Genomic DNA, 25,446 nt, shown 5'->3' with positions numbered 1-25,446 from the left:
ACTATGGAGTGACGATCTTCCGGGCCATTTGTCTCACTCCATCGTCGCTAACGCTCAGTGCCACGGCTCGAGGTGAATCCTCGTGGCGGTGGGGCTACTCGATCGACCCGACGACTGGCAGCCGGATCGACGTTCGGGACAGGTCGAGTTCCAGTCCGACTCCCGGCTTCGGGCGCAACGTGTAGTCGTGATCGCTGGAAAGCACGACGATTCCAAGCCGGTGTCCCGGCGCGAACACGTAGTCGTCGGGCTGCATGACCACGTTGATCGAGTAGTTCTTGCCCGGTTCGATGGGCGAGGTCCGATCGATCGCGTGCCGGTTCTGCGGATCCGCCCAACCGCGGGTCACGACCGAGACCGAGCCGTCCGGAGCCTGATCAACCAGCAAGGCCGTCACGTTGGCGGCTGGCCGGTCGAAAGTCAACGCCAGATCGGCGCGCACCGTTCCACTGACCCGGGCCGGGGCCGTCAGCGGGGAGCTTAGGTATGCCAGCCGATTCGGCGAACTCGGCGCCGCCGCAAGGTCTTCCGCCAACTGGCCAGCGTCATCGCGCAGCGCCTCCACCGCCCGACTGGCAACCTGCGCCACGGTGAGCCCGCCCCGCCCGGCTCCACCCGGAGTGGGCCGCAGCGTCACCTTGCGCGCTTCCGGAGCGGGCCACTCGGCTTCCTCGGTCCAGTTGCCGTCCTCGCGTTGCACGGTGGCCCTCGGCTCCTCCTCCACGCCATTGGGGACCTCGTAGAGGTAACGAGTGAACCACCGGTTCAGCGTGCGCAGCCACTCCTGCTCCCGCAGCCGGAGTGGATCGATGTGCCCCTTCTGATGCCACCAGATCTTGTGCGGCACATTGCCTTCCCGCAGCGCCCCATACCACTGCGCCGCCTGCCTGGTCTTGACGTTCCAGTCGTTGAGCCCATGCACGGCCAGCACCGCGGCGTGGACCTTGTCGACGTCGTTGAGGTAGTTCCGCTCGTCCCAGAATGGGCTGTGATCCCCGGTGATCCGGTCCTGATCCATCCTGAGCCGGTCGATCACCGCCTGGCACGGCTCGCGATCCGCACGGGTGAGCACGTACTTGGCGAGCACGTCGGCATCTTCGCCCTGGTAACCACCGGGCGCGACGATCGCCCCGTCCGCGCGGTAGTAGTCATACCAGTTCGAGATCGCCCCGATCGGCACGATCGCCTCAAGTCCTTCGACGCCTGTGCTGGCCACCGCGTTCGGCAACGTGCCGTTGTAGGACACACCCATCATGCCGACCTTCCCGGTCGCCCAGCCTGCCGTTACCGGTGCACCGGCCGCATCGTGGCCAGCTGCGCGAGAGTTCAGCCAGTCGACGACCGACTTGGCGCCGATCGTTTCGTTCACGCCCCCGGTGGTCGGGCAGCCGGTGGACAGGCCGGTGCCCAGCGACTCCCCGTACACCACGGCATAGCCCCTGGCCAGCAGGAACTCCTCGTACGCCCATTTGATGTCGGCGGCCACCGCCAGCCGCCCGTCGCCTCCGGCCGCGCGAACCGTCCGGTTCCCGCGCTGCTCGGGGACGTAAAGCTCGGTGTCGACGTTGTGGTTGGGAACGTCATTGACACCGGAGAAATAGGGGCTCGCCTGGAAGACGACCGGCACCCGGAGGCCCTGCTCGGTTTCCTTCGGCCGGACCACCTGGACGTGCACCAGGTCTTCGCGTCCGTCGCGGTCGCTGTCCACGGGTGCCGTGACGAACAGGTCCTCGCGCACCGCTTGGACCGGGTCGAACACCGGTTGTGCCGCACCCTCCTGGAAAACCGGGCCCTGCGGTGGTTCCGCGATCGCCGGCCACCCGGTGAGCGGTAGGACGCAAACCGCCGCCAGCAAACACATCCGAACGCGCCGCATGCAGGCTCCCAGAGGCCGAAGGGGCAATCGACACCAGCACTTTTCTCAGCGCAGAATGCGAAGTCAATCACCTCCCCGGCGGGTTTACCCCAGAACCACCCGTACGCCGCGCAGTAGAGTCGAAGCAAACACTCGGCACCGAACCCGCATGGAGCGAGCATGTCCATTCCATCCAGCCTGCTGACCTCTGCCGGATTGATCGGTGGCTTCGCGGTCGCCCGCACCACCAAGAACCGATACTTGGGAGGAGTCGTCGCGGCGGGCGCTGGGCTGGGCGCCATGGAGGCGTGCCGCCGCCGGACCGGTGTGGCCCCGGCTCTTACGTTGGGCGCGACCTATGCAACGGCGCTGACCGGTTCGCATCCACTGGCGAAGAAGATCGGTGCTTGGCCGTCGGTGTTCACCGTGACCGCCGCGACGGCCGCCGCCGCTCACCTGCTGGCTAAACGCCGCAGGTGAGCACCCGGACCCAACGCAGTCGTCGCGCTCAGCGCCACAGCCTGCACCGGTCGGCGATGTACGGCGGGTGCAAGCGTGGAACACCAGGTGCGGAAACGGTCAAAACCCGACCGGCGCTGGGTCGCCGTCACGTCCTTTCGCCCCATAGTGGTGGCGCAGTGCACGATCGCATCCACTCCGGACGTCGCCGCGCCGATGCCCTCACCCGTGTGCAGGTCCCCGGTCGCCCACTCGTACGGGAGCTTCGCGGTCTTCGGGCGGCGGCTCAGCACTCGTACGTCATGACCGGAATCGAGCAATCGGCGCACGACGGCCTGGCCCAGCGTGCCCGTCCCACCCGTCACCAAGATCGGCTTCGGCACCTGTTGGTCCTTTCCCCGGCGACCCCGTCAACGGTAGAACGAGACGAGCCCTCCTGATGTGACGATCGGCCGCCGGGCGGGCCACGGCCGAAGCCGCGCTCCCGCGCGGGAATGCGCGGCGATACTGCTCGGAATCCGCTCCGAACCGATGCCATCGGCGGATCGGACCCCGCATTATGGATAGGTTCGCCCTTGAAAGACACACGTCAACTAACGTTTCCGGCATGAGACCACGACGGCGGCTGACGCCCGACCAGCGTCGGAGCGAGCTGCTTGACGTCGGCGCACGATTGTTCGCGACACGGCCCTACGACGAGGTGTTGATGGAGGACATCGCCGAACTGGCGGGCGCGTCTCGCGCCAACTTGTACCGCTACTTCGCGAGCAAGCGCGACTTGTTCGCCGCGATCTATCAGCGCGCGGCGGACGAGCTGCTGGCGGTGGTAGAGCTCGACCCCGCCGGACCGATGGTCGAACAGGTATCGGCCGGGTTGGACGCGCACATCGACTACTTCGTGGCAAACCGGCAGACCGTCCTGACCGCGAACCGAGTGCTCTCGGGCGACCCGACTATTCAAGCGATCATCTCCGACGAACTGGGGCAACTACGACAGCGCATGCTCGATGCGTCCGGGCTCGACGGCCTTCGCCGCGAGGTCGCATCGGCCGCCCTGCACGCCTGGCTGGCATTCGTTCGCGCGATCTGCGTGGAATGGCTGGCGAACGAGACCTTCTCCCGTATCGAGCTCCGCGAGGTATGCCTCGGCGCCCTCCAGGGTGCATTGAGCTCGGCCGAAGGTGCAGTTCAGCGCCACCAGAGCTGACCGCTGCCGGCACCGGGTGCAAAAGCACAGCGGGGCCAGCCTGCGACTCACCTCGCTCCGATGCACAGCAAGAGTGCAGGATCTTGCCGCCGCACCCTCCATGGTTCCTGACGGCGAAGCCTTGAAGGCATAGACCGTTTTCAGCATCGCCGAGTCTCGCATCGCGGTCAGCGCTCCCTTGCGATGCCGAGACTGGATCTCCTCCACCCGACCCTCGGCCGCGTCAAACAGCGCCTGCACCTCGTCGTAGGTCAACGGCCGTCGGTTGGGGTCACCCTCGTACTCGGCGACATGGCTGATCGTGTTCGTGCAGGATCTGTTGTGACGCCGAACCAAACAGCTCCAAGCACTTCGTCGGTTAGCCATACCGAGCGCCGCTGACGAAGTCGCAGAATAGCCGGAGCGTGTTCTGGTAGTTGCGCGCCCACGACACCGCGACCGACAACATCGTTGAATCTGTCCAGAGAGGACTGGATCTTCCCTGCAAAACGCGTCAGGGTGGGCACCAGCTCGATAGCCGGTGCCCACCCTGACCTGCACGTCAGCCGCTTATGCGAACCCTGCCCAATGTTGCATCAAATGCAACTCGGCCCGGAATCAACTGCAGCCGGAGGTGGAGCCGCAGCCTTCGCACAGGTAGCAGGAGCCCGACGGACGCATCTTGGTGCCGCAAGTCATGCACAGCGGCGCGTCCGCGGCCTTGCCGAGTCGCAGCTCCAGCAGCTCGGTGGAGCTACCCACGCGCTGCTCGTCGCCCTTTGGCTCGGCCCTCTTCGAGTAGTCCACAGTGGACCGCATCATGTCCAGGTCGACCTCGCTGTGCTGCTCCGCGGCCGCCACATCGGTGCCGTTGACCTGTGCTTCCCGCTCGTCGACGGTGAAAACGCCGAGCTGGGCCCGCTTCTCGTAGGACAGGTAGTCCAGCGCGAGCCGGCGGAACAGGTAATCCAGCACACTGCTGGCCATCCGGATGTCCGGGTCGTCGGTCATCCCGGCCGGTTCGAAGCGCAGGTTCTGGAACTTCGAGACGTAGAACTCCAGCGGGATGCCGTACTGCAGACCCACCGAGATCGACATCGAGAAGGCGTCCATGACACCGGCCAGCGTCGAACCCTGCTTGCCGAGCTTGACGAAGATCTCGCCCAGCCCGTCGTCCGGGTACGAGCCCGCGTGCAGGTAACCTTCGGCGCCGCCGACGGTGAACGACACCGTCTGGCTCGGGCGCTTCTTCGGCAGCCGCTTGCGGACCGGGCGGTACTCGATCTCCTTCTCGGCCGCCTTGTCAGACTCCGCCTTGTCGCCCTTGCCGGCCGACAGCGGCTGGCCGACCTTGCAGTTGTCGCGGTAGATCGCCAGCGCCTTCAGGCCAAGCTTCCAACCCTCGAAGTAGAGCTGCTCGACCTCCTCAATGGTCGCGGCCTCCGGCATGTTCACCGTCTTGGAGATTGCGCCGGAGATGAACGGCTGCACCGCCGCCATCATCCGCACGTGGCCCATCGGCGCGATCGAACGCTCGCCCATCGCGCAGTCGAAGACCTCGTAGTGCTCCTGGCGCAGGCCCGGTGCGTCGATGACGTGGCCGTGCTCGGCGATGTACTCGACGATGGCCTCGATCTGCTCGTCCTGGTAGCCCAGGGCTTGCAGCGCCCGCGGCACCGTCTGGTTGACGATCTGCATGGAGCCGCCGCCGACCAGCTTCTTGAACTTGACCAGCGCCAGGTCCGGCTCGATGCCGGTGGTGTCGCAGTCCATCATCAGGCCGATGGTCCCGGTCGGGGCCAGCACCGACGCCTGCGCATTGCGCCAGCCGTTGCGGGCACCGATTTCCAGGCCGTCCTGCCACACCTTCGTCGCCAGCTTGTGCACGGCGGCGTCGTTGCGGTGGTAGGTGCGGACCAGGTCGTTGGCCGCCGCGTGCTTGCGCATCACGCGCTGATGGGCGTCGGCGTTACGGGCGTAGCCGTCGTACGGGCCGACCACGCCGGCCAGCTCCGCCGACCGCTTGTAAGCGGTGCCGGTCATCAGCGAGGTGATCGCCGCCGCCAATGCGCGGCCGCCGTCGGAGTCGTAGGCGTGGCCGGTCGCCATCAGCAACGCGCCCAGGTTGGCGTATCCGATGCCCAGCTGCCGGAACTTCCGGGTGGTGTCGCCGATCGCCTCGGTCGGGAAGTCCGCGAAGCTGATCGAGATGTCCATCGCGGTGATGACGAACTCGACGGCCTTCTCGAACAGCTCGGCATCGAAGGTCAGGTCATCGCGCAGGAACTTCAGCAAGTTCAACGAGGCCAGGTTGCAGCTGGAGTTGTCTAGGTGCATGTACTCCGAGCACGGGTTGGACGCGGTGATCCGGCCCGTCTCCGGCGAGGTGTGCCAGTCGTTGATCGTGTCGTCGTACTGGATGCCCGGGTCCGCGCACTCCCAAGCGGCGTGCGCCATCTTGCGGAACAGGTCGCGGGCCTGCACCGTGTCCAGCACCTCCCCGGTCATCCGGGCCCGCAGCCCGAACCGGCCGTTGCTCTCCACCGCGCGCATGAACTCGTCCGAAACGCGCACCGAGTTGTTGGCGTTCTGGTACTGCACCGAGTTTGCGTCGGCACCGCCGAGGTCCATATCGAATCCGGCGTCGCGCAGCGCTCGGATCTTGTGCTCCTCGCGCGCCTTGGTCTCGATGAACTCCTCGATGTCGGGGTGATCGACATCCAGCACGACCATCTTCGCCGCCCGGCGGGTCGCGCCGCCCGACTTGATGGTGCCCGCGGACGCGTCCGCGCCGCGCATGAACGACACCGGACCGGAGGCGGTGCCACCGGAGGACAGCAGCTCCCGCGAGGAGCGAATGCGGGACAGGTTCAGCCCGGCCCCGGAACCGCCCTTGAAGATCAGGCCCTCTTCCTTGTACCAGTCGAGGATCGACTCCATCGTGTCGTCGACGGACAGGATGAAGCAGGCCGACACCTGCTGCCGGGAGCTGGTGCCGACGTTGAACCACACCGGCGAGTTGAAGCTGAACACCTGGTGCAGCAGCATCCAGGTCAGCTCGTGCTCGAAGATCTCGGCGTCGGCGTCGGTCGCGAAATAGCCGTGCTCGACGCCCGCCGCGACGTAGGTCAGCACCACGCGATCGATGAGCTGCCGGAGGCTGCTCTCGCGGTCATCGGTGCCCACCGCACCGCGGAAGTACTTGCTGGTGACGATGTTGACGGCGTTTAGCGACCAGAAGTCGGGGAACTCCACCCCGCGCTGTTCGAAATTGACCGACCCGTCCCGCCAGTTGGTCATCACCACATCGCGGCGCTCCCACTTGACCTCGTCATAGGGGTGCACCCCCTCCGTGGTGTAGACGCGCTGCACCCGGATGCCCTTGCGGGCACCTGCTGCCGGCTCCCCCGAAGCGCCGGCCGGGCTACCGACGGTCTCTGTCATGACCTGACCCTCTTCCTTCTCCATCGCTCGCCTATGGCTCGCTCGTAGTGCTTCGTCAGCCCCGTCCGGGCTCCCCGTCCGGTTCGGTCGTGACTCTGTCCTCAGCGACGTCCCACCCTGGACCGTCGGCTGACGTCTTGCGTTTGCGCGCCCGCGGCGCGGCGCGCGCCGACGCGGTTTACTCACGCCCGCTCTCCGTGCTCTGCTCCGTACCGGCCTGCGCGGCGGGTCGCGCCGCGCGGAGGTCGGTGATCTCCTTCTCGAAGTCCTCCACCGAGGAATACGCCCGGTACACGCTCGCGAAGCGGAGGTAGGCGACCTCGTCGAGTTCCCGCAGCGGCCCGAGGATCGCCAGCCCCACCTCGTGGCTGGGTAGCTCGGACACGCCGAGAGACCGGATCGCGTCCTCTACCTGGTGCGCGAGCTGCTGCAGCGCATCCTCCTCGACCGGACGCCCCTGGCAGGCGCGGCGCACGCCGCGGACCACCTTCTCGCGACTGAAGGGCTCGGTGACACCGGAACGCTTGACCACCGACAGCACCAATTCCTCAATGGTCGTGAACCGTCGACCGCACGTCGAGCACGATCGCCTACGCCGGATCGCCTGGCCTTCCTCGACCTCGCGCGAATCGACGACCCGGGAGTCCTCGCCGCGACAGAACGGGCACCGCACCGGCCCTCACCCCCTTCCCCAGTGTGGTCGCGGCCGACCGTCGGCGGCCAGCGACCAACTCACCCTCCGTGGGCGCATGAATACCCTGCAGGCCCAACCTGTGGACTAAATACACGGACGTAACTACTAGATGTTGTGGTCGACTCTAAACCGCGGCGTACCGCGACGCAAACTCGACACACCCCTGCGGCACGACCGAATGACACCGGATCCGCCTCGCCGACAGAAACCCCCAGGTCGTTGCCGAAGCACCCGACACAAGCGGCCCGAACCACCGCAATGCGCCGACCGGCAGCGGCTCAGCCGCGGATCGGCACCAGTAACAGCCGTCCCGCCTCCGCGACGGGCGCGTCCAGCTCGTTGAGCTCGACGATCCGCGCCACCACGGCTCGCGGGTCACTATCCGGGGCGACCCGGCCCGCGATCCCCGACAACGTGTCGCCAGCGCGCACTTCCACGACCGCGGTACCACTCGCCACCGGCGCGTCGCCGAGACCGAAGATCCCCACCAGCATGACAATAAGGAAAGTGAAGATCGCCACCGAGGCCAGCCAAAGCCACTCGCCGCCCCGGCGAGCCCGGCCGCAGGCGGCGACCGACTCCGCTGGGCGAAGACCCGACGCGCGGGAAACGACGCGACCGGAGGCCCGCTGCACCCGGTCATGCGGTCGTGGCATTGCGACCGGCTCGCCCAACGGCCGCCCGGCGACCTCTCGCCCGGCAGGACGTGTCCGTCTTGCCGCATCAATGAACGTGGTCATGACGCCTCCCACACCACAGATCATGATCGAATGGATGTTCGATCGAACCTGCGTGCGATTGTGTACTACGAGCACACCACAAGGCGAGACCTGCGGCCTAAAATTAACTCGAACAGGTGTTTGATCTCTGGGTTTCTCCCGTCTACTGTGGAAATCGGGCGGACCAACTCCCCCGCGATTAGCACCGCAGTTCACACGGACAGGAGGCAGCGGTGGCGAGTAATGCGACCGGCTCGATCAAGGGCCACGTACAGGACGTCAAGGACGACTCCCGGGCCGACGAGCACGCGCTGCCCGAACAGGCCAGCGGAACCGAGGAACTCAGCGACCGTCAGCTCAGAGTGCTGGAGGCCATTCGAGAGTGGATGCGTGAGCACGGCTATCCGCCCAGCGTCCGCGAGATCGGCGATGCCGTCGGCCTCACCTCGACCTCGTCGGTGGCCTACCAGCTGCGCGTGCTGGAGCGGAAGGGCTATCTGCGCCGAGATCCGCACCGACCACGCACCGTCGGGGTGTTGGTGGGCGGCGAGCAGGACTCCTCGGAGCCGACCGGGCGGGCCAAGCCGGCCTACGTGCCGGTGGTGGGTCGGATCGCGGCCGGTGGCCCGATCCTGGCCGAGGAATCCATCGAGGACGTCTTCCCACTGCCGAAGGAGATCGTCGGCGACGGCACGCTCTTCCTGCTCAAGGTGGTCGGGGACTCGATGGTGGATCTCGCCATCACCGACGGTGACTGGGTGGCGGTTCGTCAGCAGCCCGATGCCGAAAACGGCGACGTCGTCGCGGCCATGATCGAGGGCGAAGCGACCGTGAAGACGTTCAAGCGAACCGATGAGCACGTGTGGCTGCTGCCGCACAACCCGGCGTACGAGCCGATCCTCGGCGACGATGCGGCGATCCTGGGCAAGGTCGTCGCGGTGCTGCGGCGGCTCTGAGCTCCGAGGAACGGACCTCGGGGCCGAACGAGTCGTCCGTAGCCGAACTTCGCGCTCTGGGGGCTTCCCGGCTCATGCGTATCTGAGCCGGGAAGCCCCGCGCGAGCCGGGCATCTCACATGCTCGGCGAGGCGACTGGCGCCGCATGCGAAGGCGGCCCGAGGCGGCAGGTCTAGCGGTTTCGGCGGCGCAGTCGACCGGTCGCGAAGACGAGCAACCCAGCCAGCGCGGCCGCGAACAGCAGCGTTCGGCCGGTGGACAGCCCGCTGTCGGCCTGGCCCGTTGGCGGCGGGGCTTGGTCGGCTTCACCGCCCGGCGGTGCGGGCGATTCGCCGTCTTCGGTCGGTGCACCGGTGGTTCGCGCGGCCGCTGCCACTCCCGGAATGCGACGGACCGGCTGGTTGCCTTCGGAGGCGGACAGCAGCGCACCGTCCGGTTCCCACGCGATCGCCTCGCCTTGCTGCTCGTTCGGCAGCGGGATGCGCAGCGGCTCGCGCCGGAATGCCGCGACCAGGTCGCCATCGGGAGCGTTGTACACGTACGCCTCGGTGTAGGTGCGGATAGCGGCGACCGTGCCGTCCTGGCTGACCGCCCCGCCCGTCACCAGTACTGATCCGAGAGCACCGCTCACGGGACCGCCGGGGGTGCGGGTGGAACGCAGCGAGATCGAGCCGACCCGTTCCAATGGCACGGTGCGCTCCGCCGCCAACGGTTCGGCCGGGCGGTAGACACCGGCTGCACCGAGCGGTTCCTTCGTAACGATGTACGGAACTCCGGCCCGGTCGAGCAACAGGGCCTCCGCATCGTGCGGCCCGTCCGGGTAGCGAAGGCGATACAACGTTGCGCCGCCGCCCGGGGGCATCACGTGAAATGCGACGCTCTCGCGGCGGCGCCGGTTGTCTCCGGTGTCAGCCAGCCAGAGTGTGCCGTCGCGTCCCAACGCGAGGTCTTCGACGTCGTATGGATTGTTCGACGCAGTCCGGATCTTTCGGACCGAGCAATCGGCCGGATCGAGCACGAAGACCCGCAGTGAGCTGCCGCCATCGGCGATGGCATACCAGGCTGAACCGTCCGATGCGAGTCCGGACAACTCGGCGAGCCGATCGTCGTCGACCCGGCACTGTTCGACCGGCGTGAGCGGCTGCTGGGCAGCGACCGCCGAGGCCCTTGCCGAGGTCATCGACGCCACCGACAGCAGCAGCGCGATCGCGACCGCACCACTCGCACCGGCAGTGCTCACCCGGTTCCCGCGAACGGCTGGAGCGCGCTGGCCAAATCGGGTCGGACCTTGGCGCGCATCCGGGTGCCGTCGGGGGTGTGCTCCTCGTCGACCACTTCACCTTCCGAATGCACGCGCGCCACGAGTTCACCGCGCGTATAGGGCACCAGCGCGTCGATGAAGACATCAGGTCGCGGCAGCCGATCGGCGATGGCCTCGCGGAGCGCCTCGATTCCCTTGCCGCTGTGCGCGGAGACGAACACCGCGTCCGGCAGCAACCGGCGCAGCTCGGCCATCCGGGTGACGTCCACCGAGTCGATCTTGTTAACGACCAGCAGTTCCGGCGGCACCCCGGTCTTGTGATCTTCAGCGATCTCGGTGAGCACCTGGCGCACCGCGGTGACCTGCTCGTGCGGGGCCGGCTCGGAGCCGTCGACGACGTGCACCAGCAGGTCCGCGCCGCTGACTTCTTCCAGCGTTGAGCGGAACGCCTCGACCAACTGGTGCGGCAGGTGCCGGACGAAGCCGACCGTGTCGGTCAACGTGTAGGGCCGACCATCGGGGGTGCCTGCCCGGCGCGTGGTCGGGTCCAGGGTGGCGAACAGCGCGTCCTCCACCAGCACGCCGGCCCCGGTCAACGCGTTGAGCAGGCTGGACTTGCCGGCGTTGGTGTAGCCGGCGATCGCCACCCCGGCGACCGCGTTGGCCTCGCGCCGACCGCGCTTGGTGCCGCGCACCGTGCGCATTGCGGCAAGGTCCTTGCGTAGCTTGCTGATGCGCTTATGGATGCGCCGCCGGTCGGTTTCCAGCTTGGTCTCGCCGGGACCACGGGTACCGACGCCGCCGTTCACCCCGGCACGGCCACCGGCCTGCCGGGACATCGCTTCACCCCAACCGCGCAGGCGCGGCAGGAAGTACTGGAGCTGAGCGAGTTCGACTTGCGCCTTGCCCTCCTTGGAGCGGGCGTGCTGGGCGAAGATGTCCAGGATCAGGGCGGTCCGGTCGACCACCTTGACCTTGAGCTTGTCCTCCAGCTGCCGAAGCTGGCCGGGCGAGAGCTCACCGTCGCAGATGACGGTGTCCGCCCCGGTGGCGGCGACGATGTCGCGCAACTCGCGGACCTTGCCCGAGCCGACGTAAGTGCCTGGGTCGGGGCGGTCGCGGCGCTGGATGATGGCCTCCAGCACCTGCGAGCCGGCGGTCTCGGCGAGCCGGGCGAGCTCGGCCAGTGACGCATCGGCGTGCGCGGCGTCGCCGTCGGTCCAGACCCCGACCAACACCACGCGCTCCAGGCGGAGTTGGCGGTATTCGACCTCGGTGATGTCCGCGAGCTCGGTGGACAGCCCGGCGATCCGCCGCAGCGACGCACGGTCTGCGAGCTCCATCTCGCCCGTGGACGGTTCCGCAGTGAGGATGGGTTCGTATTCGTCGGCTTCGACCGCATCGCGGTCGAGCTCGGCGGACCAGGTCAAAGAATTTTTCATATCGAGGCCATTGTCCCACGGTCCGCGACCCATTTTCACGCCTCGCTCGCGCCATTACCCTTTTGCGCTGGTCCGACGCCCACCGACGACCGGTCAGAGCGCGCGGCACTTGCCATCAGGCGCTTGAACAGGCTCTACGGCTGCTGCCACCAAGCGGGGTCGAGGTGACCTCGGGCCACCAGCACGGCCGGTCCGGTCAGGGTGGAACTCGTCGCGGCGACCGCCACTTCGACGGTGCCACCCGGGATGTGGACCACCCGGCGTCCGGTGTCCGCTCCGGCCGCACACAATGCCGCCACCGTGGCGGCCACCGTGCCAGTGCCGCAGGAGCGCGTTTCACCGACGCCGCGCTCGTGCACGCGCATCCGCACGTGGTCGCCTCCGAGCGGCTGCACGAATTCGACGTTGACGCCGTTTGGGAACAGGTGATGGTCGTGCGGTGGCGCGGCCGTCAGATCCAGGCCCTCGATTTCGACGTCGCTCACGCACGCGAGGTGCGGATTTCCGACGTCAACGGCGACGCCGGCGAAGGAATGGCCGGAGACGCTGGTGGTGGACTCGGCGAAGACCTTGGCCGGGCCCATGTCCACGGTGACCTGGCCGTCGTCGTGCGTGCGAACCGGACGAACGCCCGCGCGCGTGCCGACCGGGAGCTCGCCTGGCGCGGCAAGCCCAGCCTCGACGAGGTAGCGGGCGAATACCCGCACTCCGTTGCCGCACATCTCGGCGATCGAGCCGTCGGCGTTGCGGTAATCCATGAACCACACATCCGCCGGCACGTCGGCCGGGGCGTCCTTGAGCGCTCCGGCGCGGATCACCCGCAGCACACCGTCTGCTCCCAGCCCGCGACGCCGGTCACACAGGGCTTGGACGCGCTCGTCGGTGAGGATCAGCGCGCCGTCCGGGTCGGGCAGGATGACGAAGTCGTTCTGGGTGCCGTGGCCCTTGACGAACTCGGGCCCCTGGGATGAATCCACGCCGCCAGTCTACGTAGTCAGCAGCGTCCGAACGTCGGAGGCCAATGCTGGGTTGGCGGCGTCGAACCAGCGGATCCGTGCGTCACGGCGGAACCAGGAGCGTTGCCGCCGCACGAAGCGGCGGGTGAGCTTCGCGGTTTCGGCCGCAGCGGTGGCCATGTCGCCCGCGCCGTCGAGTTCGGCGAGAACCTGCTGGTAGCCCAGCGCGCGGCTGGCGGTGCGGCCACGCCGCAGCCCGACATTAGCCAACTGCCGGACCTCGTCGACCAGCCCGGCGCCGAACATCTGGGTCACCCGCCGGTCGACGCGCTCGTCGAGGTCCTCGACCGGGCGGTCCAGGCCGACCAGCACCGCACCGTAGCGAGGCGGCCCTGGCTTTGGCAGGTTTGCCGAGAACGGCCGACCGGTGATCTCGATAACCTCCAGCGCCCGGACGATGCGGCGGCCGTTGGTGGCCAGGATCGCTTCCGCCGCCACCGGGTCGAGCTCACGCAGCCGCCTGTGCAGCTCGGCCGGACCGACCCGCACCAGCTCCTGTTCGTACTTGTCCCGCACCTGGGCATCGGTGCCGGGGAAGGTCAGATCGTCGACGACCGCCTGCACGTAGAGGCCGGAGCCGCCGACCAGCACCGGCGTCCGGCCCCGGGCCAGGACATCTTCGACGGCACTGCGCGCTTGCTGCTGGTAGACCGCGACGGAAGCGGTTTCGGTGACGTCGAGGACGTCGAGCAGGTGGTGCGGAACGCCACGGCGCTCGGCCGGGGTGAGCTTGGCGGTGCCGATGTCCATCCCGCGGTACAGCTGCATGGCGTCGGCGTTGACCACTTCGCCGTTGAGCTCGACTGCGAGTTCGACGGCGAGGTCCGACTTGCCGGTGGCGGTGGGACCGACGATCGCCACCAGATGCGAAAGGGACTGCACCCTTCGACCTTAGAAGCGCGGTTAGCATGTCCCGCGCCGCGGTCCCGGCCAGCGTCGACCTGCACAGACCGTCGCGAATGATGCGTTGTTCAGTCTGTGCGAGTCCAGGTGGCCACGTGGTAGGTGACCCCGAACGGGGTGGCCGAGTACAGCAGTTCACCGCGCCAGGTTCCGCCGGTGCCCGCCACGACACCCGGCAGAACCTGCAGGGCGGCTCGGCCCTGGACGCCGAGTTCCGCGCACAGTTCCGGTTCCAGGGCGAGCAGCCCGGCCGTGTCCACCTCGGCCAGCGCGGTGCGGATCCGCTCGTCGACGGGCTTGGCCCGGTCGTCCGGCGGGTACGGCGACCGCTCGTCGGAACGGTTGGTGCCGTCGGCGAGCACCAGCAGGCCGACGCTTTCGGGCGCGAGCGCGGCGCCGAGCCGCTGACACTCGTTGGGAGGGGTGTCCGGCGCCAACAGGCGCGTCGTCACCGCCCGCGCATCTGCTTGCTCACGCAACCAGCCGGCGATCAGTGCCGGCAGGGGCAGCGCCGGATCCGGCGTGCCGCCACCGCCGAGCGTCACCGGGAAATCGACGCCGAACCCCTCGAACGTGCCTGCAGTGTCCGGTCCGAGCTCCGCTGGTCCTGATTGATCTACGCCTACGGCCACCCATTCGGCGGCAGAGTCAGTCAGACTGGACACGGCGCGCAGACAGGCGCCCCGCACACGCGCGGTTTCCGGGTCGGCCCGAACGGTCAACGCGGGAACCAGCAAGGGCGGGTAAGGCACCACAGCGACACGGGTGATCACACCTGTGCACGGTAGAGGTCACGAGCGAGTTGGCTGGAGCAGGGAGCCGTAACCGGCGGCAGCGGAAATCGATGCGGGCTTCCCGCCCCCTGCCCGCTGCGGCCGAACGGGCGCCTGATGACAATGAAGCCGTGCAGGTCACAGGTTCGGTTCGGTCGCCCCGCCGTGGTACTCGCCGCCTCACCGGCGCGCCGATTCCGCAGCGGAGTTCCGATTCGCGCCCTGACCTGTTTGAATGCGCCAGCGGAGGCCGGACCACCGAACGGTTCGGGTCGACGCTTGCTGGGCCCCGCCGATGCGGGGCGCCCGTGCCGGACACGGGCATGGGAGCGGGCACGCAAGGAGGAAGCCGGCCATGACGCACCAGGACACGACCCCCGAGGAAGTCGCCAACAAGGCGACCGCGGACTCTACCGCCAGCGCCACCGGGTCACCCACGGCTGCGCCCGCGGTACCGACCGCTTCCACCGATCCCGCCAAATGGGGTCGGGTGGACACCGACGGCACGGTGTATGTCAGCACCGCCGACGGTGAGCGGGCGATCGGTTCCTGGCAGGCCGGTGACCCCGCCGAGGGCCTGGCCCTCTACGCACGCAAGTTCGACGACCTGCTCACCGAGGTCGAGCTGCTGGAGACCCGGCTGGGCACCCACGCCGGGGAGCCGAAGCACACCCTGACCAGCGCGAAGCACCTGCACGAGTCGCTGGCCGAAGCCGCCGTGATCGGCGACCTGGCGGCGTTGGACGCCCGGATCGAGCATCTGGTGGCCAGGGCCGAGCAGGCCGTCGAGGGTGCCAAACACGAGAAAGAACGCGCCCGAGCAAACGCGGTCGCACGCAAGGAAGCGCTGGTCGTCGAGGCCGAGGAGATCGCCAACGAGTCCACGCACTGGAAGACGGCGGGCGACCGGCTGCGCGAGATCCTCGAGGAATGGAAGAAGGTCCGCGGTGTCGACCGCAAAACCGACGAGCAGTTGTGGCGCCGGTTCTCCAAGGCGCGGGACGCCTTCAGCCGCCGTCGGGGCTCGCACTTCGCCGAACTCGACCGGCAGCGCGCGGCGTCCAAGGCGCACAAGCAGGAGCTGGTCGAGGAAGCCGAGTCGCTGACCGAGTCCACCGACTGGGGCGAAACCGCTAACCGATACAAGCAGCTGATGGCTGAGTGGAAGGCTGCCGGTCGCGCGCCGAAGGACAGCGACGAGGCGCTGTGGCAGCGCTTCCGCGCCGCGCAGGACCGGTTCTTCAGCCGCCGTTCGGAGGCGTTCTCCGAGCGCGACGCCGAGTTCGCTGCGAATGCCAAGCTGAAGGAGGAGCTCCTCGTCGAAGCCGAGCAGATCGATCCGTCCGCCGACCTCAAGGCCGCGCAGGCCCAGCTGCAGCGGATCCAGGAACGGTGGGACGAGGTCGGCAAGGTGCCTCGGGAGCGGATGCGGGAGCTGGAAGGCCGGCTTCGCGCGGCCGCCGACCGGGTGCGGTCGGCCGTCGACGCCCAGTGGCGGCGCACCGACCCGGAGGCGCAGGCCAGGGTGGACCAGTTCCGCGACCGGGTGGAGCAGTTTGAGGCGCAGGCCGAGAAGGCCCGCGCAGCGGGCGACGAACGCCGCGCTAAGCAGGCGGAGTCGCAAGCCTCGCAGTGGCGGGAGTGGCTAGCTGCCGCGGAGCAGGCGATCGCTAGCCGCTGAATAGTGGGGAGCGCGCGGGTAGGGCACCCAGCGAGGCCTCAGACGTCGGCTCAGTACCGATCTCGCCGACGTCTGAAAACGCCGCTGATGCATCGTGGGTAAGGCAGACCCGCGCGCCGTGTGCGCCTGCTGGCGCTGGGCGTCAAACAGCCGGGACGAGCAGCCTCTCCCGAAGGGCGGCGAGGTCGTCGTCGGTACAGCCGCCGGAGCGCAGGTGGTCCGCGGCGTCGAAGGAGTCGAGCGCCGCGGACAGCGTTTCGCGTCTGGTCGTGCCGTGTTCGGCGAGCGCCGCGTTGATGAACGGCTCTTGATCCGGCCAGCCGAGCCTGGTGAACATCGGCCGCAGCCTTTCGTGGCTGAGTTCGTGGTCGGCGATGATGTCGTCGGCGGCCACCCCGGCGAGCGCGAGCAGCACCAGCGCGATGAGCCCGGTGCGGTCGCGACCGGCGCTGCAGTGCACGAGCACCCCGCCGGGTTCGGCGTGCGCGATCGCGGTGACGACCTGGGCAGTGCGATCCGGGAAGCGGTACAGGAACGGCTTGTAGTACAGCGGCGTGCCGTTCAATCGCGTGCCCCAGCAACCCCAGAACTCGGTGTCCTCGATGGGATCCAGCGGTAGCCGCAAGGTCGTCAGCGCGGCTGGACGCATCGCCTCGTCCGGCCGCGCTCGGTCATCATCGTGGGTCAGGTCGATAACCGTGCGCACACCGTGCTCCCACAGCTGTGCCCAGCCTGCTTCGGTCAAAAACGCCGGGCTTGCGGACCGCACGACCGCACCCCGGCGGATCCGACGACCGGCCGCAGCGGGTAACTCGCCGAGGTCGCGAACGTTGTAGCCGCCGTCCCACAAGAGATCTCGTGACATGTCCACAGGACGCGCGAGGCGGTGGTCAGGTTGTCGCCGGGAGCCGGTTCGGCAGTGGCGCGCTTTCGGTTCCTCCGGAGTTCAGGAGCGGGACCAGACGATCCGCATCCACTGCACGGCCAGCACCGCCATGCAGACCACCGCGAGCACTAGTCCGATCGACGGGCCCGCCGCGCCGCTGGTCTGGCGCGACCAGATCGCGATCATGCCCTCGAACGTGACCACCACACCGGCCACCCCGGCCAGGAAGGCGATCACCCAGCGCCGGGTGATCAACGCCAAGGCGCCGAAGCCGAGGCCGACGATCGTCGAGTTGATCGCGAACAGCCTCGGCAGCAGGCCGATGTTCAGCGCCGGATCGGCCTGTCCCATCAGCACCTCCCAGCCCACGGCACGGCCGACCCACGGCAGCAACGAGCACACGATGAGCACCAGCATCACCGAGGCGATCACCAGCGCGCGCAAGCCGGGGTCGATGCGTCGCAGTATCTCGCGCTCGGTCTCGGCCAGCTGGCGGCGCGACTCGCCCGATTCGTCCGCGTTACTCAACACGCACATCCTTGCTGCTGCGCGGGCTGCGGCGGCGGGGTGCCGAACGAGGGCAGCCCGAGACTGACCCCGGAGGTCTTGGGGCGCACGCCCTCCTCCCAGTGGTCGCCAGCGGTGGTGCGCCGGTGACCACTGATGTCGGTGTCTGCGACCAGATGGTGCGGCGCGGCGCGGGTGATCGTGGTGTGCACGATGTCGCCGGGCCGGATTTCGCCATCGCTTGCGCCCGTCGGCGTGAAGTGCACCAGGCGCCCGTCGCGGGCCCGGCCGGAGAGCCGGTGGGTCTCCGCGTCCTTGCGCCCCTCACCCTCGGCGACCAGCAGTTCCACCGGTCGGCCGACCAGCTTCTTGTTCTCGTCCCAGGAGATCTCGTTCTGCAACGCGACCAGCCGGTCGTAGCGCTGCTGGACGACCTCCTTCGGCAGCTGGTCGGGCATCTCGGCGGCGGGCGTGCCCGGCCGTTTGGAGTACTGGAACGTGAACGCGCTGGAGAACCGGGCCTGCCGCACGACCTCCAGCGTCTGCTCGAAGTCCTCCTCGGTCTCCCCCGGGAAGCCGACGATGATGTCGGTGGTGATCGCCGCGTCCGGCATCGCCGCGCGCACGTTGCGCACGATGTTCAGGTACCGCTCCGATCGGTACGAGCGGCGCATCGCCTTGAGGACCCGGTCGGAACCCGACTGCAGCGGCATGTGCAGCTGCGGGCACACGTTCGGCGTCTCGGCCATCGCCTCGATCACGTCGTCGGTGAAATCGCGCGGGTGGGGCGAGGTGAAGCGGACCCGCTCCAGGCCCTCGACCTGCCCGCAGGAGCGCAGCAGCTTCCCGAAGGCGAAGCGGTCCCCGAACTCCACGCCGTAGGCGTTCACGTTCTGCCCCAGCAACGTCACTTCGAGCACGCCTTCGGACACCAGCGCCTGCACCTCGGCGAGGATCTCGCCGGGCCGGCGGTCCTTCTCCTTGCCGCGCAGCGCGGGCACGATGCAGAAGGTGCAGGTGTTGTTGCAGCCGACCGAAACCGACACCCAGCCGGAATAGGCCGACTCGCGGCGCGCGGGCAGCGTGGACGGGAAGACGTCCAGCGACTCGAGGATCTCGACCTCGGCCTCGTGGTTGTGCCGCGCGCGTTCCAGCAGCGTCGGCAGCGAGCCGAGGTTGTGCGTGCCGAACACGACGTCCACCCACGGAGCCCGCTTGACGATCGTGTCGCGGTCCTTCTGCGCCAGGCAGCCACCGACGGCGATCTGCATGTCCGGGTTGCGGTCCTTGGCAGGGCGCATGTGGCCGAGGGTGCCGTAGAGGCGGTTGTCGGCGTTCTCCCGCACCGCGCAGGTGTTGAACACGACCACGTCGGCGGCATCGGATTCCGCCCGCACGTACCCGGCGTCTTCCAGCATGCCCGCGAGCCGTTCGGAGTCGTGCACGTTCATCTGGCAGCCGAAAGTTCGGATCTCGTAGGTCCTCGTGCTCACCGTTCCACGGTAGCGCCTGGTCAGATCGCGGTATTCACCCGCCCGGGCGCGGACCATCCGGCGCACCGCCGGGAACGGCCGTCCGGGCCGCCCCACACGCGTAATCCACTTGCAACCTGAGTTCGTCCGTTCCGTCTGGACTATCCCCCATCGGAGGCTTAAGTTTCGGCCATCGAATCCACTTGAAGCGTTCAGGAGAACGAATGGCCGCAGCCCCCACGGACGTCCCGATGATCCGGATGTCCGCGGTCGACAAGTACTTCGGCTCATTGCACGTGCTGCGGGCGATCGATCTCGAAGTGCCCAGGGGCCAGGTCGTCGTCGTGCTCGGCCCGTCGGGTTCCGGCAAGTCGACGCTGTGCCGTGCGATCAACCGCCTGGAGCCGATCAACTCCGGCAGCATCGAGGTCGACGGGGTTCCGCTGCCCGCCGAGGGACGGGCGCTGGCAGAACTGCGGGCCGACGTCGGCATGGTGTTCCAGCAGTTCAACCTGTTCGCGCACAAGACGATCCTGGAGAACGTGACGCTGGGCCCGGTCAAGGTCCGCAAGCAGGGTCGCGACGCCGCGCGGGCCAGTGCGATGCAACTCCTGGAGCGGGTCGGCATCGCCGACCAAGCCGACAAGTATCCGGCACAGCTCTCCGGTGGTCAGCAGCAGCGGGCCGCGATCGCCCGCGCGCTGGCGATGAAGCCGAAGGTGATGTTGTTCGACGAGCCGACCTCGGCACTGGATCCGGAGATGGTCAACGAGGTCCTGGAGGCCATGACCGACCTTGCCGCCGAGGGCATGACCATGCTGGTGGTCACCCACGAGATGGGCTTCGCGCGCCGTGCTGCGCACCGCGTGCTCTTCATGGCCGACGGCGAGGTGGTCGAGGACGCCGAGCCGGAGAAGTTCTTCAGCGCGCCGAAGAGCGACCGCGCCAAGGACTTCCTGGGCAAGATCCTCACCCACTAGGGACCCATTTCAGAGAGGGGCAAGGCGAGATGCGAGGCAAGAGGACTCGGTTGGTCACGGTGCTGGCGGCGTCGCTGGCGCTGGCGCTGACCGCATGCGGTGGTGGCGGGGGCAACCAGCTCGGGGGCGGCACCAACGTGACGGTCGACCAGAACGCTCAGTTCGAGCCGGGTACCAAGATGGCCGATCTCAAGCAGGCGGGCACCGTCCGGATCGGTACCAAGTTCGACCAGCCGCTGTTCGGCCTGAAGGGCTTGGACGGCAAGCCGCAGGGCTTCGACGTCGAGATCGGCAAGATCATCGCCGGCAAGCTCGGCATTCCGGCGGACAAGATCGAGTGGGTCGAGGCGCCCAGCAAGACCCGCGAAGAGGTGATCGAGCAGGGCAAGGTGGACATGGTGGTGGCCACCTACACCATCAACGACGCCCGCAAGCAGCGGATCAGCTTCGCTGGGCCGTACTACGAGGCCGGCCAGGACATCATGGTGAAGTCCGACAACACCCAGATCACCGGGCCCGAGTCGTTGCGGCCGACGGGCGCGAAGGTGTGCTCGGTGATCGGCTCCACCCCGGCCGAGAAGATCAAGCAGTACGTCGACGAGTCCAACCTGGTGCTCTTCGACGTGTACTCGAAGTGCGCCGACGCGCTGCGCACCGGCCAGGTCCAGGCGGTGACCACGGACAACGTGATCCTGCTGGGGCTGGCGGAGCAGAGCGGCGGCCAGTTCAAACTGCTGGAGAAGCCCTTTACCAAGGAGCCCTACGGCATCGGCATCAAGAAGGGCGACGTGAAGTTCTGCCAGTTCATCAACCAGGCACTCACGCAGGCCAACCAGGACGGTTCCTACGCGAAGGCATGGCAGGCGACGGCGGGCAAGGTCGCCACCCAGACCCCGGCTTTGCCGCAACTGGACCCCTGCAGCTGATTTGACCGCACAAGAGGGTGCCGACCAGGTTGGCCGGCACCCTCCTCGCTTGGCCCGGAGTGAATCGTGCAAGTCATCATCGATAACCTTCCGCTGTATCTCAACGGGCTCGTGCGCACGCTCAGCATCTGCTTGTACTCGGGCGTGCTCGCACTGGTCCTCGGCATCATCGCCGCCGGTTTCCGGGTGTCGCCGCTGCCGCCGCTGCGGGCCACCGGAACCAGCTGGGTCAACGTGCTGCGCAACTGCCCGCTGACCGTGGTGCTCTTCTTCATGGCCTTCGGGCTGCCCGAGCTGGGTATCAACGGCTCGTACTTCTGGTTCGGCACCATCGGATTGGCGCTGTACACGTCGGCATTCGTGTGCGAAGCGATCCGCAGCGGCATCAACGCGGTGCCCGCCGGGCAGGCCGAGGCCGCGCGCGCGGTCGGGCTGACCTTCGGCCAGTCGCTGTCGCTCGTCGTGCTGCCGCAGGCCATTCGCACCGTCATCCCGCCGTTGGGCAACGTCTTCATCGCGATGATCAAGAACTCCGCGATCGTCGGGGCCTTCGGCGTCGGCGGTGACCTCTTCGCGGCCGGCGACACGCTGACCTCCGCGCGCGGGTTGGCCGTGCTGCCGGTGCTGACCGGCGTGGTGCTGGGTTACCTGGTGATCACCATCCCGGCCGGGCTGCTGCTCGGGGGAATCGAGCGGAAGGTGGCGATCGCTCGATGACGAGCTCGGTGCTCTACGAGGCGCCCGGTCCGGTGGCCAAGCGCCGATCGTTGGTGGCCAGCGTGGTCATCGGCGCGCTGCTGCTCGCGGTGGTCGGGTGGGTGCTGGTGCAGTTGGGCGCGCAGGGCCAGCTGTCCGCGGAGAAATGGGCTCCCCTGATCGACCCCACCAACGACACCTTCGGCCCACTGTGGACCCTGATGGGCCAGGGCCTGGCCAACACCCTCATCGCAGCGGCGCTGGCCATGGTGTTCTCGCTGATCATCGGGACGTTGCTGGCGATCACCCGACTGGTGAGCACGCCGTGGTACCGCTGGGCCGTGGTCGGGGTCGTCGAGCTGCTGCGCGGTGTTCCGGTGGTCATCGCGATCTTCTTCGCGTCCCGGGTGCTGCCGTCCTTCGGCGTCGACCTGCCAGCGCTGTGGTACCTGGTCATCGGGCTTACCGCGTACAACTCGGTGATCATCGCGGAAATCGTCCGGGCGGGCATCCTCGCGCTGCCCAAGGGGCAGAGCGAGGCCGCCTACGCCATCGGGTTGCGGCGCAGCCAGGTGATGACGTCGGTGCTGCTGCCACAGGCATTCCGGGCCATGCTTCCCGCACTGATCAGCCAGCTCGTGGTGATCCTGAAAGACACCTCGCTGGGCTTCATCCTGGCGTACCAGGAAGTGGTGCGGCAGGCGCAGGTGATCATCCAGAACCTCAACAACCCGATCCAGACCTATTTCGTGGTCGCCGTGCTTTTCATCCTGATCAACTACGGGCTGAGCAAGCTGGCCGTCTACACCGAGCGACGCCTGAGCCGCGCCCGACAGGGCAAGCTCGCAACGATCGAGCTCCAGCAGACCGGCGCCGCGATGGGCGACTAGCGAGGCAGCGCTGGGCGAGGCCGGCGAGGATCTACGCAAACCACTCTTGAAACGCTCTCTAGCGGGGCCGGGCGCTGATTCCGGCTGTTGCCAGGGTGGCGTCGTAGGCGCGCTGCCAGGAGCCGTCGGCGACGGCGGCATCCAGCATGTGCCGGAGCTCGTCGGACAGCAGTCGGTCGTCCGACTTGATCACGAGGTAGCGCTTGCTGTCGGTGACCGCGTAGGGCCCGACCGCGGCCAATTGCGGGACGTCCGCGGTGCCGCCGAGTAGGACGTCGACGTTGCCCGCCGTCACCGCGTCTTGCAACAGGGTCGGCGGCAGGCGCCGGAACTGCACCTGGGTCGCCGGGTCGAGGCCGATGCGCTTCGCCAGGTCGCGGGCGATCTCGGCGTCGAAGCCTCGGTACTCGCCGGCCGGATCCCGGCTGACGAACTGCGGCGCATCCGCCCGCACCCCAACCAGGAGCAGGCGCCGCTGCTTGATCTTCGCCAAGGTCGGCGAGATGTCGAGTTCAACCGAGTCGCCCGCCGGCGGAGCCGGACTCGGCGGTACCGGCGCGGCCGGGGCGGGCCGGTTGTGCGGCGGCACCGCGTTCGGCTCGATCGGAGCGCTTTGCCCGCAGGCCGACAACACGGCGGTCGCCGACACCACCGCGGCGAGCACGCGAATCCGCATGGCCTCTCCTCACTCTCGATCTAGCACCATGATCGCGCACCACGCGGCGTGCTCGGGGCCGGATTCCGCTCCCCTGGATCGATTGTGAAATCCAAGCCACACCCGTTAGTGTGACTGCCGTCATGAGGCGCCAGCGTCGTCGCCACGCACTTCACGTTCTTCGGAGGCGATCAGTGGCGCCGCCCATGCAGCACGTCGTCGAACAGGTCACCCAGCGGATCGCGGACCGCAGCGCCGCGACCCGCACCGCGTACCTCGACCGCATCCGAGCCGCCGGAGCCGTCGGGCCGGCCCGCACCGAACTGCCCTGCAGCAATCTCGCGCACGGCTTCGCCGCGTGCAGCGGTCCGGACCGGCTTGCGGTGCGCGGCGCCACCAAGCCGGGCGTCGCGATCGTGTCCGCCTACAACGACATGCTCTCCGCGCACCAGCCGTACGCCGAGTTCCCGGCGTGGCTTAAGGACTCGGTGCGCGAAGCCGGGGGCGTCGCCCAGTTCGCCGGCGGGGTGCCCGCCATGTGCGACGGGATCACCCAGGGCCGCACCGGCATGGAGCTGTCGCTGTTCTCCCGCGACGTCATCGCGATGGCCACCGGGGTGGCGCTCTCCCACGAGATGTTCGACGGAGCCCTGCTGCTCGGGGTCTGCGACAAGATCGTGCCGGGCCTGCTCATCGGTGCCCTGTCCTTCGGTCACCTGCCGACCGTGCTAGTGCCCGCCGGGCCGATGCCCTCCGGGCTGCCCAACCGGGAGAAGAGCCGCATCCGGCAGCTGTTCGCCGAGGGTAAGGCCAGCCGCGAGGATTTACTGGAGGCCGAGTCGGCCTCGTACCACTCGCCCGGCACCTGCACCTTCTACGGCACGGCCAATTCCAACCAGCTCGTCGTCGAGGTCCTGGGCCTACACCTGCCGGGGTCGAGCTTCGTGCCACCGGGCACCCCACTGCGCAAGGCGCTCACCGAGGAAGCCGCCCGCCGCGTCGTCCAGCTCGGCCGCGGCGCCGACTACACGCCGATCGGGGAGATCATCGACGAGCGGGCCATCGTCAACGGCGTGGTCGCGCTGCTGGCCACCGGCGGCTCCACCAACCACACGCTGCACCTGGTAGCCATCGCCGCCGCCGCAGGCATCGAGCTGACCTGGGACGACTTCTCCGATCTGTCGTCCGTCGTGCCGTCGCTGGCGAAGGTCTACCCGAACGGATCGGCCGACATCAACCACTTCGCCGCCGCCGGAGGCGTGCAAACGCTCGTCGGCGAGCTGCTCGACGCGGGCTTGTTGCACCCCGACGTCAAGACGGTCGCCGGGCCCGGCCTGGACCGCTACCGGCAGCAGCCGTTCCTGGCGGACGGCGAGCTCGTGTGGCGGGATGCGCCCCGGAAAAGCCTGGACCCGGACGTGCTGCGCGGTGTCGACCAGCCGTTCGCGCCCGACGGCGGTCTCCGGGTGCTGGACGGGAATCTCGGCCGCTCGGTGATCAAAGTGTCGGCCGTCCGCGCTGAGCACCGCACCGTCACCGCACCGGCTCGCGTCTTCGACGACCAGCACGGGTTCTCGGCCGCGTTCCAAGCAGGTGAGCTGGATCACGACGTCGTGGTGGTGATCCGCAACCAGGGCCCGCAAGCCAACGGGATGCCGGAGCTGCACGGGCTCACGCCTGCGCTGGGCGTGCTGATGGACCGCGGCCACCAGGTCGCGCTGGTCACCGACGGCCGGATGTCCGGTGCTTCCGGCAAGATCCCGGCGGCCATTCAGGTGACCCCGGAAGCCAGCGCTGGCGGGCCGCTGGCCCGCGTCCGCGACGGCGACGTGGTACGGCTGGACGCCGACCGCGGGACGTTGGAGGTGCTGGTGCCCGATGACGAATTGGCCATCCGCGCCAACGCGCCCGCGGCACCAGGGGCGCAGTTCGGCACCGGACGCGAGCTGTTCGCGGCGTTCCGGCAGGCGGTGGGGCGGGCTGACCGCGGTGCCAGCGTCTTCATGCCGCTCCAACCGGAGCCCGCCGACGTGACAGCATGAGAA

At 68.3% G+C, this 25,446-nt stretch carries 23 protein-coding genes; 9 read left to right on the top strand and 14 right to left on the bottom strand.

The window, feature by feature from the left end; genetic code table 11:
* Nucleotides 1–94: 94 nt before the first annotated feature.
* Nucleotides 95–1,876 (bottom strand): Xaa-Pro dipeptidyl-peptidase, encoded by a 1,782-nt coding sequence (locus BJ970_RS18770; RefSeq protein ID WP_184727445.1) that lies wholly within the window; start codon nucleotides 1,874–1,876, stop codon nucleotides 95–97.
* Between the two features lie 159 nt (nucleotides 1,877–2,035).
* On the opposite strand from BJ970_RS18770, the gene BJ970_RS18765 reads away from it, so the two are divergent.
* The gene (locus BJ970_RS18765) at nucleotides 2,036–2,335 is read left to right on the top strand and encodes a hypothetical protein (protein WP_184727444.1); all 300 of its coding nucleotides are present in this window, start codon (nucleotides 2,036–2,038) and stop codon (nucleotides 2,333–2,335) included.
* On the opposite strand, the gene BJ970_RS37970 is transcribed toward BJ970_RS18765, so the two are convergent.
* Nucleotides 2,308–2,697, bottom strand: coding sequence for an SDR family oxidoreductase (locus tag BJ970_RS37970; RefSeq protein WP_312864310.1), 390 nt, complete (start codon nucleotides 2,695–2,697; stop codon nucleotides 2,308–2,310). The two genes, BJ970_RS18765 and BJ970_RS37970, sit on opposite strands and share 28 nt — an antisense overlap.
* 224 nt (nucleotides 2,698–2,921) lie before the next feature.
* On the opposite strand from BJ970_RS37970, the gene BJ970_RS18755 reads away from it, so the two are divergent.
* A complete protein-coding gene (locus BJ970_RS18755; RefSeq protein WP_184727443.1) occupies nucleotides 2,922–3,521 on the top strand; it encodes a TetR/AcrR family transcriptional regulator in 600 nt (199 codons plus the stop codon).
* A 597-nt stretch (nucleotides 3,522–4,118) separates the two neighbouring features.
* On the opposite strand, the gene BJ970_RS18750 is transcribed toward BJ970_RS18755, so the two are convergent.
* The 3 genes from BJ970_RS18750 to BJ970_RS18740 all read right to left on the bottom strand — a co-directional run bounded on the left by BJ970_RS18750 (nucleotide 4,119) and on the right by BJ970_RS18740 (nucleotide 8,378).
* Nucleotides 4,119–6,944, bottom strand: coding sequence for a vitamin B12-dependent ribonucleotide reductase (locus tag BJ970_RS18750; RefSeq protein ID WP_184727442.1), 2,826 nt, complete (start codon nucleotides 6,942–6,944; stop codon nucleotides 4,119–4,121).
* A 178-nt stretch (nucleotides 6,945–7,122) separates the two neighbouring features.
* The gene (nrdR, locus tag BJ970_RS18745) at nucleotides 7,123–7,617 is read right to left on the bottom strand and encodes a transcriptional regulator NrdR (RefSeq protein WP_184727441.1); all 495 of its coding nucleotides are present in this window, start codon (nucleotides 7,615–7,617) and stop codon (nucleotides 7,123–7,125) included.
* 299 nt (nucleotides 7,618–7,916) lie between these two features.
* Nucleotides 7,917–8,378 (bottom strand): LysM peptidoglycan-binding domain-containing protein, encoded by a 462-nt coding sequence (locus tag BJ970_RS18740; protein ID WP_246470911.1) that lies wholly within the window; start codon nucleotides 8,376–8,378, stop codon nucleotides 7,917–7,919.
* Nucleotides 8,379–8,590: 212 nt separating this feature from the next.
* Here BJ970_RS18740 and lexA point away from each other — a divergent pair, with 212 nt between their 5' ends.
* Entirely contained in the window at nucleotides 8,591–9,313 is a 723-nt protein-coding gene (gene lexA / locus BJ970_RS18735) for a transcriptional repressor LexA (RefSeq protein ID WP_184727440.1), read from the top strand.
* Nucleotides 9,314–9,485: 172 nt separating this feature from the next.
* On the opposite strand, the gene BJ970_RS18730 is transcribed toward lexA, so the two are convergent.
* From BJ970_RS18730 to BJ970_RS18710, 5 genes are all read right to left on the bottom strand, one after another.
* Nucleotides 9,486–10,553 carry a YjiK family protein gene (locus BJ970_RS18730; RefSeq protein ID WP_312864309.1) on the bottom strand — a complete coding sequence of 356 codons (1,068 nt, stop codon included), beginning with the start codon at nucleotides 10,551–10,553 and terminating at the stop codon, nucleotides 9,486–9,488.
* Nucleotides 10,550–11,917, bottom strand: coding sequence for a GTPase HflX (hflX, locus tag BJ970_RS18725; RefSeq protein ID WP_246471663.1), 1,368 nt, complete (start codon nucleotides 11,915–11,917; stop codon nucleotides 10,550–10,552). Before hflX ends, BJ970_RS18730 begins: the two co-directional genes overlap by 4 nt.
* Nucleotides 11,918–12,150: 233 nt before the next feature.
* A complete protein-coding gene (gene dapF / locus BJ970_RS18720) occupies nucleotides 12,151–12,993 on the bottom strand; it encodes a diaminopimelate epimerase (protein ID WP_184727438.1) in 843 nt (280 codons plus the stop codon).
* 9 nt (nucleotides 12,994–13,002) lie between these two features.
* Complete coding sequence (gene miaA / locus BJ970_RS18715) at nucleotides 13,003–13,914, bottom strand: tRNA (adenosine(37)-N6)-dimethylallyltransferase MiaA (RefSeq protein ID WP_184727437.1); 912 nt, start codon at nucleotides 13,912–13,914, stop codon at nucleotides 13,003–13,005.
* A gap of 89 nt (nucleotides 13,915–14,003) precedes the next feature.
* Nucleotides 14,004–14,708, bottom strand: a complete 705-nt coding sequence (locus tag BJ970_RS18710; protein WP_184727436.1) for a class III extradiol ring-cleavage dioxygenase family protein — start codon at nucleotides 14,706–14,708, stop codon at nucleotides 14,004–14,006.
* A gap of 355 nt (nucleotides 14,709–15,063) precedes the next feature.
* Between BJ970_RS18710 and BJ970_RS18705 the strand changes: the two genes are divergently transcribed.
* Complete coding sequence (locus BJ970_RS18705) at nucleotides 15,064–16,389, top strand: DUF349 domain-containing protein (RefSeq protein WP_184727435.1); 1,326 nt, start codon at nucleotides 15,064–15,066, stop codon at nucleotides 16,387–16,389.
* Between the two features lie 142 nt (nucleotides 16,390–16,531).
* Here BJ970_RS18705 and BJ970_RS18700 read toward each other — a convergent pair whose 3' ends face one another.
* The 3 genes from BJ970_RS18700 to miaB all read right to left on the bottom strand — a co-directional run bounded on the left by BJ970_RS18700 (nucleotide 16,532) and on the right by miaB (nucleotide 19,275).
* Nucleotides 16,532–17,254, bottom strand: a complete 723-nt coding sequence (locus BJ970_RS18700) for a tyrosine-protein phosphatase (RefSeq protein ID WP_184727434.1) — start codon at nucleotides 17,252–17,254, stop codon at nucleotides 16,532–16,534.
* An 81-nt stretch (nucleotides 17,255–17,335) separates the two neighbouring features.
* Nucleotides 17,336–17,803, bottom strand: a complete 468-nt coding sequence (locus BJ970_RS18695) for an Rv2732c family membrane protein (protein ID WP_376775055.1) — start codon at nucleotides 17,801–17,803, stop codon at nucleotides 17,336–17,338.
* Entirely contained in the window at nucleotides 17,800–19,275 is a 1,476-nt protein-coding gene (miaB, locus tag BJ970_RS18690) for a tRNA (N6-isopentenyl adenosine(37)-C2)-methylthiotransferase MiaB (protein ID WP_184727432.1), read from the bottom strand. The genes BJ970_RS18695 and miaB overlap by 4 nt, the downstream gene beginning before the upstream one ends.
* A 230-nt stretch (nucleotides 19,276–19,505) precedes the next feature.
* On the opposite strand from miaB, the gene BJ970_RS18685 reads away from it, so the two are divergent.
* From BJ970_RS18685 to BJ970_RS18670, 4 genes are all read left to right on the top strand, one after another.
* A complete protein-coding gene (locus BJ970_RS18685; protein WP_184729205.1) occupies nucleotides 19,506–20,234 on the top strand; it encodes an amino acid ABC transporter ATP-binding protein in 729 nt (242 codons plus the stop codon).
* 29 nt (nucleotides 20,235–20,263) lie between these two features.
* Complete coding sequence (locus BJ970_RS18680; protein ID WP_184727431.1) at nucleotides 20,264–21,160, top strand: glutamate ABC transporter substrate-binding protein; 897 nt, start codon at nucleotides 20,264–20,266, stop codon at nucleotides 21,158–21,160.
* A 66-nt stretch (nucleotides 21,161–21,226) separates the two neighbouring features.
* Entirely contained in the window at nucleotides 21,227–21,877 is a 651-nt protein-coding gene (locus BJ970_RS18675) for an amino acid ABC transporter permease (protein WP_184727430.1), read from the top strand.
* Complete coding sequence (locus tag BJ970_RS18670) at nucleotides 21,874–22,746, top strand: amino acid ABC transporter permease (protein WP_184727429.1); 873 nt, start codon at nucleotides 21,874–21,876, stop codon at nucleotides 22,744–22,746. Before BJ970_RS18675 ends, BJ970_RS18670 begins: the two co-directional genes overlap by 4 nt.
* A 58-nt stretch (nucleotides 22,747–22,804) precedes the next feature.
* Here the strand turns inward: BJ970_RS18670 and BJ970_RS18665 are convergent, their stop codons facing one another.
* Nucleotides 22,805–23,422 carry a transporter substrate-binding domain-containing protein gene (locus BJ970_RS18665; protein WP_184727428.1) on the bottom strand — a complete coding sequence of 206 codons (618 nt, stop codon included), beginning with the start codon at nucleotides 23,420–23,422 and terminating at the stop codon, nucleotides 22,805–22,807.
* 185 nt (nucleotides 23,423–23,607) lie between these two features.
* Here BJ970_RS18665 and edd point away from each other — a divergent pair, with 185 nt between their 5' ends.
* Nucleotides 23,608–25,443, top strand: coding sequence for a phosphogluconate dehydratase (edd, locus tag BJ970_RS18660; RefSeq protein ID WP_184729204.1), 1,836 nt, complete (start codon nucleotides 23,608–23,610; stop codon nucleotides 25,441–25,443).
* Nucleotides 25,444–25,446: the final 3 nt, after the last annotated feature.

This window comes from Saccharopolyspora phatthalungensis (genome assembly GCF_014203395.1).
GTDB lineage: Bacteria > Actinomycetota > Actinomycetes > Mycobacteriales > Pseudonocardiaceae > Saccharopolyspora > Saccharopolyspora phatthalungensis.
Note: the sequence above shows the minus strand (reverse complement) of the source record. Positions and strands in the feature narration are given on the sequence as shown.

Bases quoted from the DNA above. Each gene is read 5' to 3' on its own strand.
- BJ970_RS18770 (WP_184727445.1), bottom strand. From the start codon at position 1,876: ATGCGGCGCGTTCGGATGTGTTTGCTGGCGGCGGTTTGCGTCCTACCG.
- BJ970_RS18765 (WP_184727444.1), top strand. From the start codon at position 2,036: ATGTCCATTCCATCCAGCCTGCTGACCTCTGCCGGATTGATCGGTGGC.
- BJ970_RS18755 (WP_184727443.1), top strand. From the start codon at position 2,922: ATGAGACCACGACGGCGGCTGACGCCCGACCAGCGTCGGAGCGAGCTG.
- BJ970_RS18750 (WP_184727442.1), bottom strand. From the start codon at position 6,944: ATGACAGAGACCGTCGGTAGCCCGGCCGGCGCTTCGGGGGAGCCGGCA.
- BJ970_RS18740 (WP_246470911.1), bottom strand. From the start codon at position 8,378: ATGACCACGTTCATTGATGCGGCAAGACGGACACGTCCTGCCGGGCGA.
- hflX (WP_246471663.1), bottom strand. From the start codon at position 11,917: ATGGAGCTCGCAGACCGTGCGTCGCTGCGGCGGATCGCCGGGCTGTCC.
- BJ970_RS18705 (WP_184727435.1), top strand. From the start codon at position 15,064: ATGACGCACCAGGACACGACCCCCGAGGAAGTCGCCAACAAGGCGACC.
- BJ970_RS18700 (WP_184727434.1), bottom strand. From the start codon at position 17,254: ATGTCACGAGATCTCTTGTGGGACGGCGGCTACAACGTTCGCGACCTC.
- BJ970_RS18685 (WP_184729205.1), top strand. From the start codon at position 19,506: ATGATCCGGATGTCCGCGGTCGACAAGTACTTCGGCTCATTGCACGTG.
- BJ970_RS18680 (WP_184727431.1), top strand. From the start codon at position 20,264: ATGCGAGGCAAGAGGACTCGGTTGGTCACGGTGCTGGCGGCGTCGCTG.
- BJ970_RS18670 (WP_184727429.1), top strand. From the start codon at position 21,874: ATGACGAGCTCGGTGCTCTACGAGGCGCCCGGTCCGGTGGCCAAGCGC.
- BJ970_RS18665 (WP_184727428.1), bottom strand. From the start codon at position 23,422: ATGCGGATTCGCGTGCTCGCCGCGGTGGTGTCGGCGACCGCCGTGTTG.
- edd (WP_184729204.1), top strand. From the start codon at position 23,608: ATGCAGCACGTCGTCGAACAGGTCACCCAGCGGATCGCGGACCGCAGC.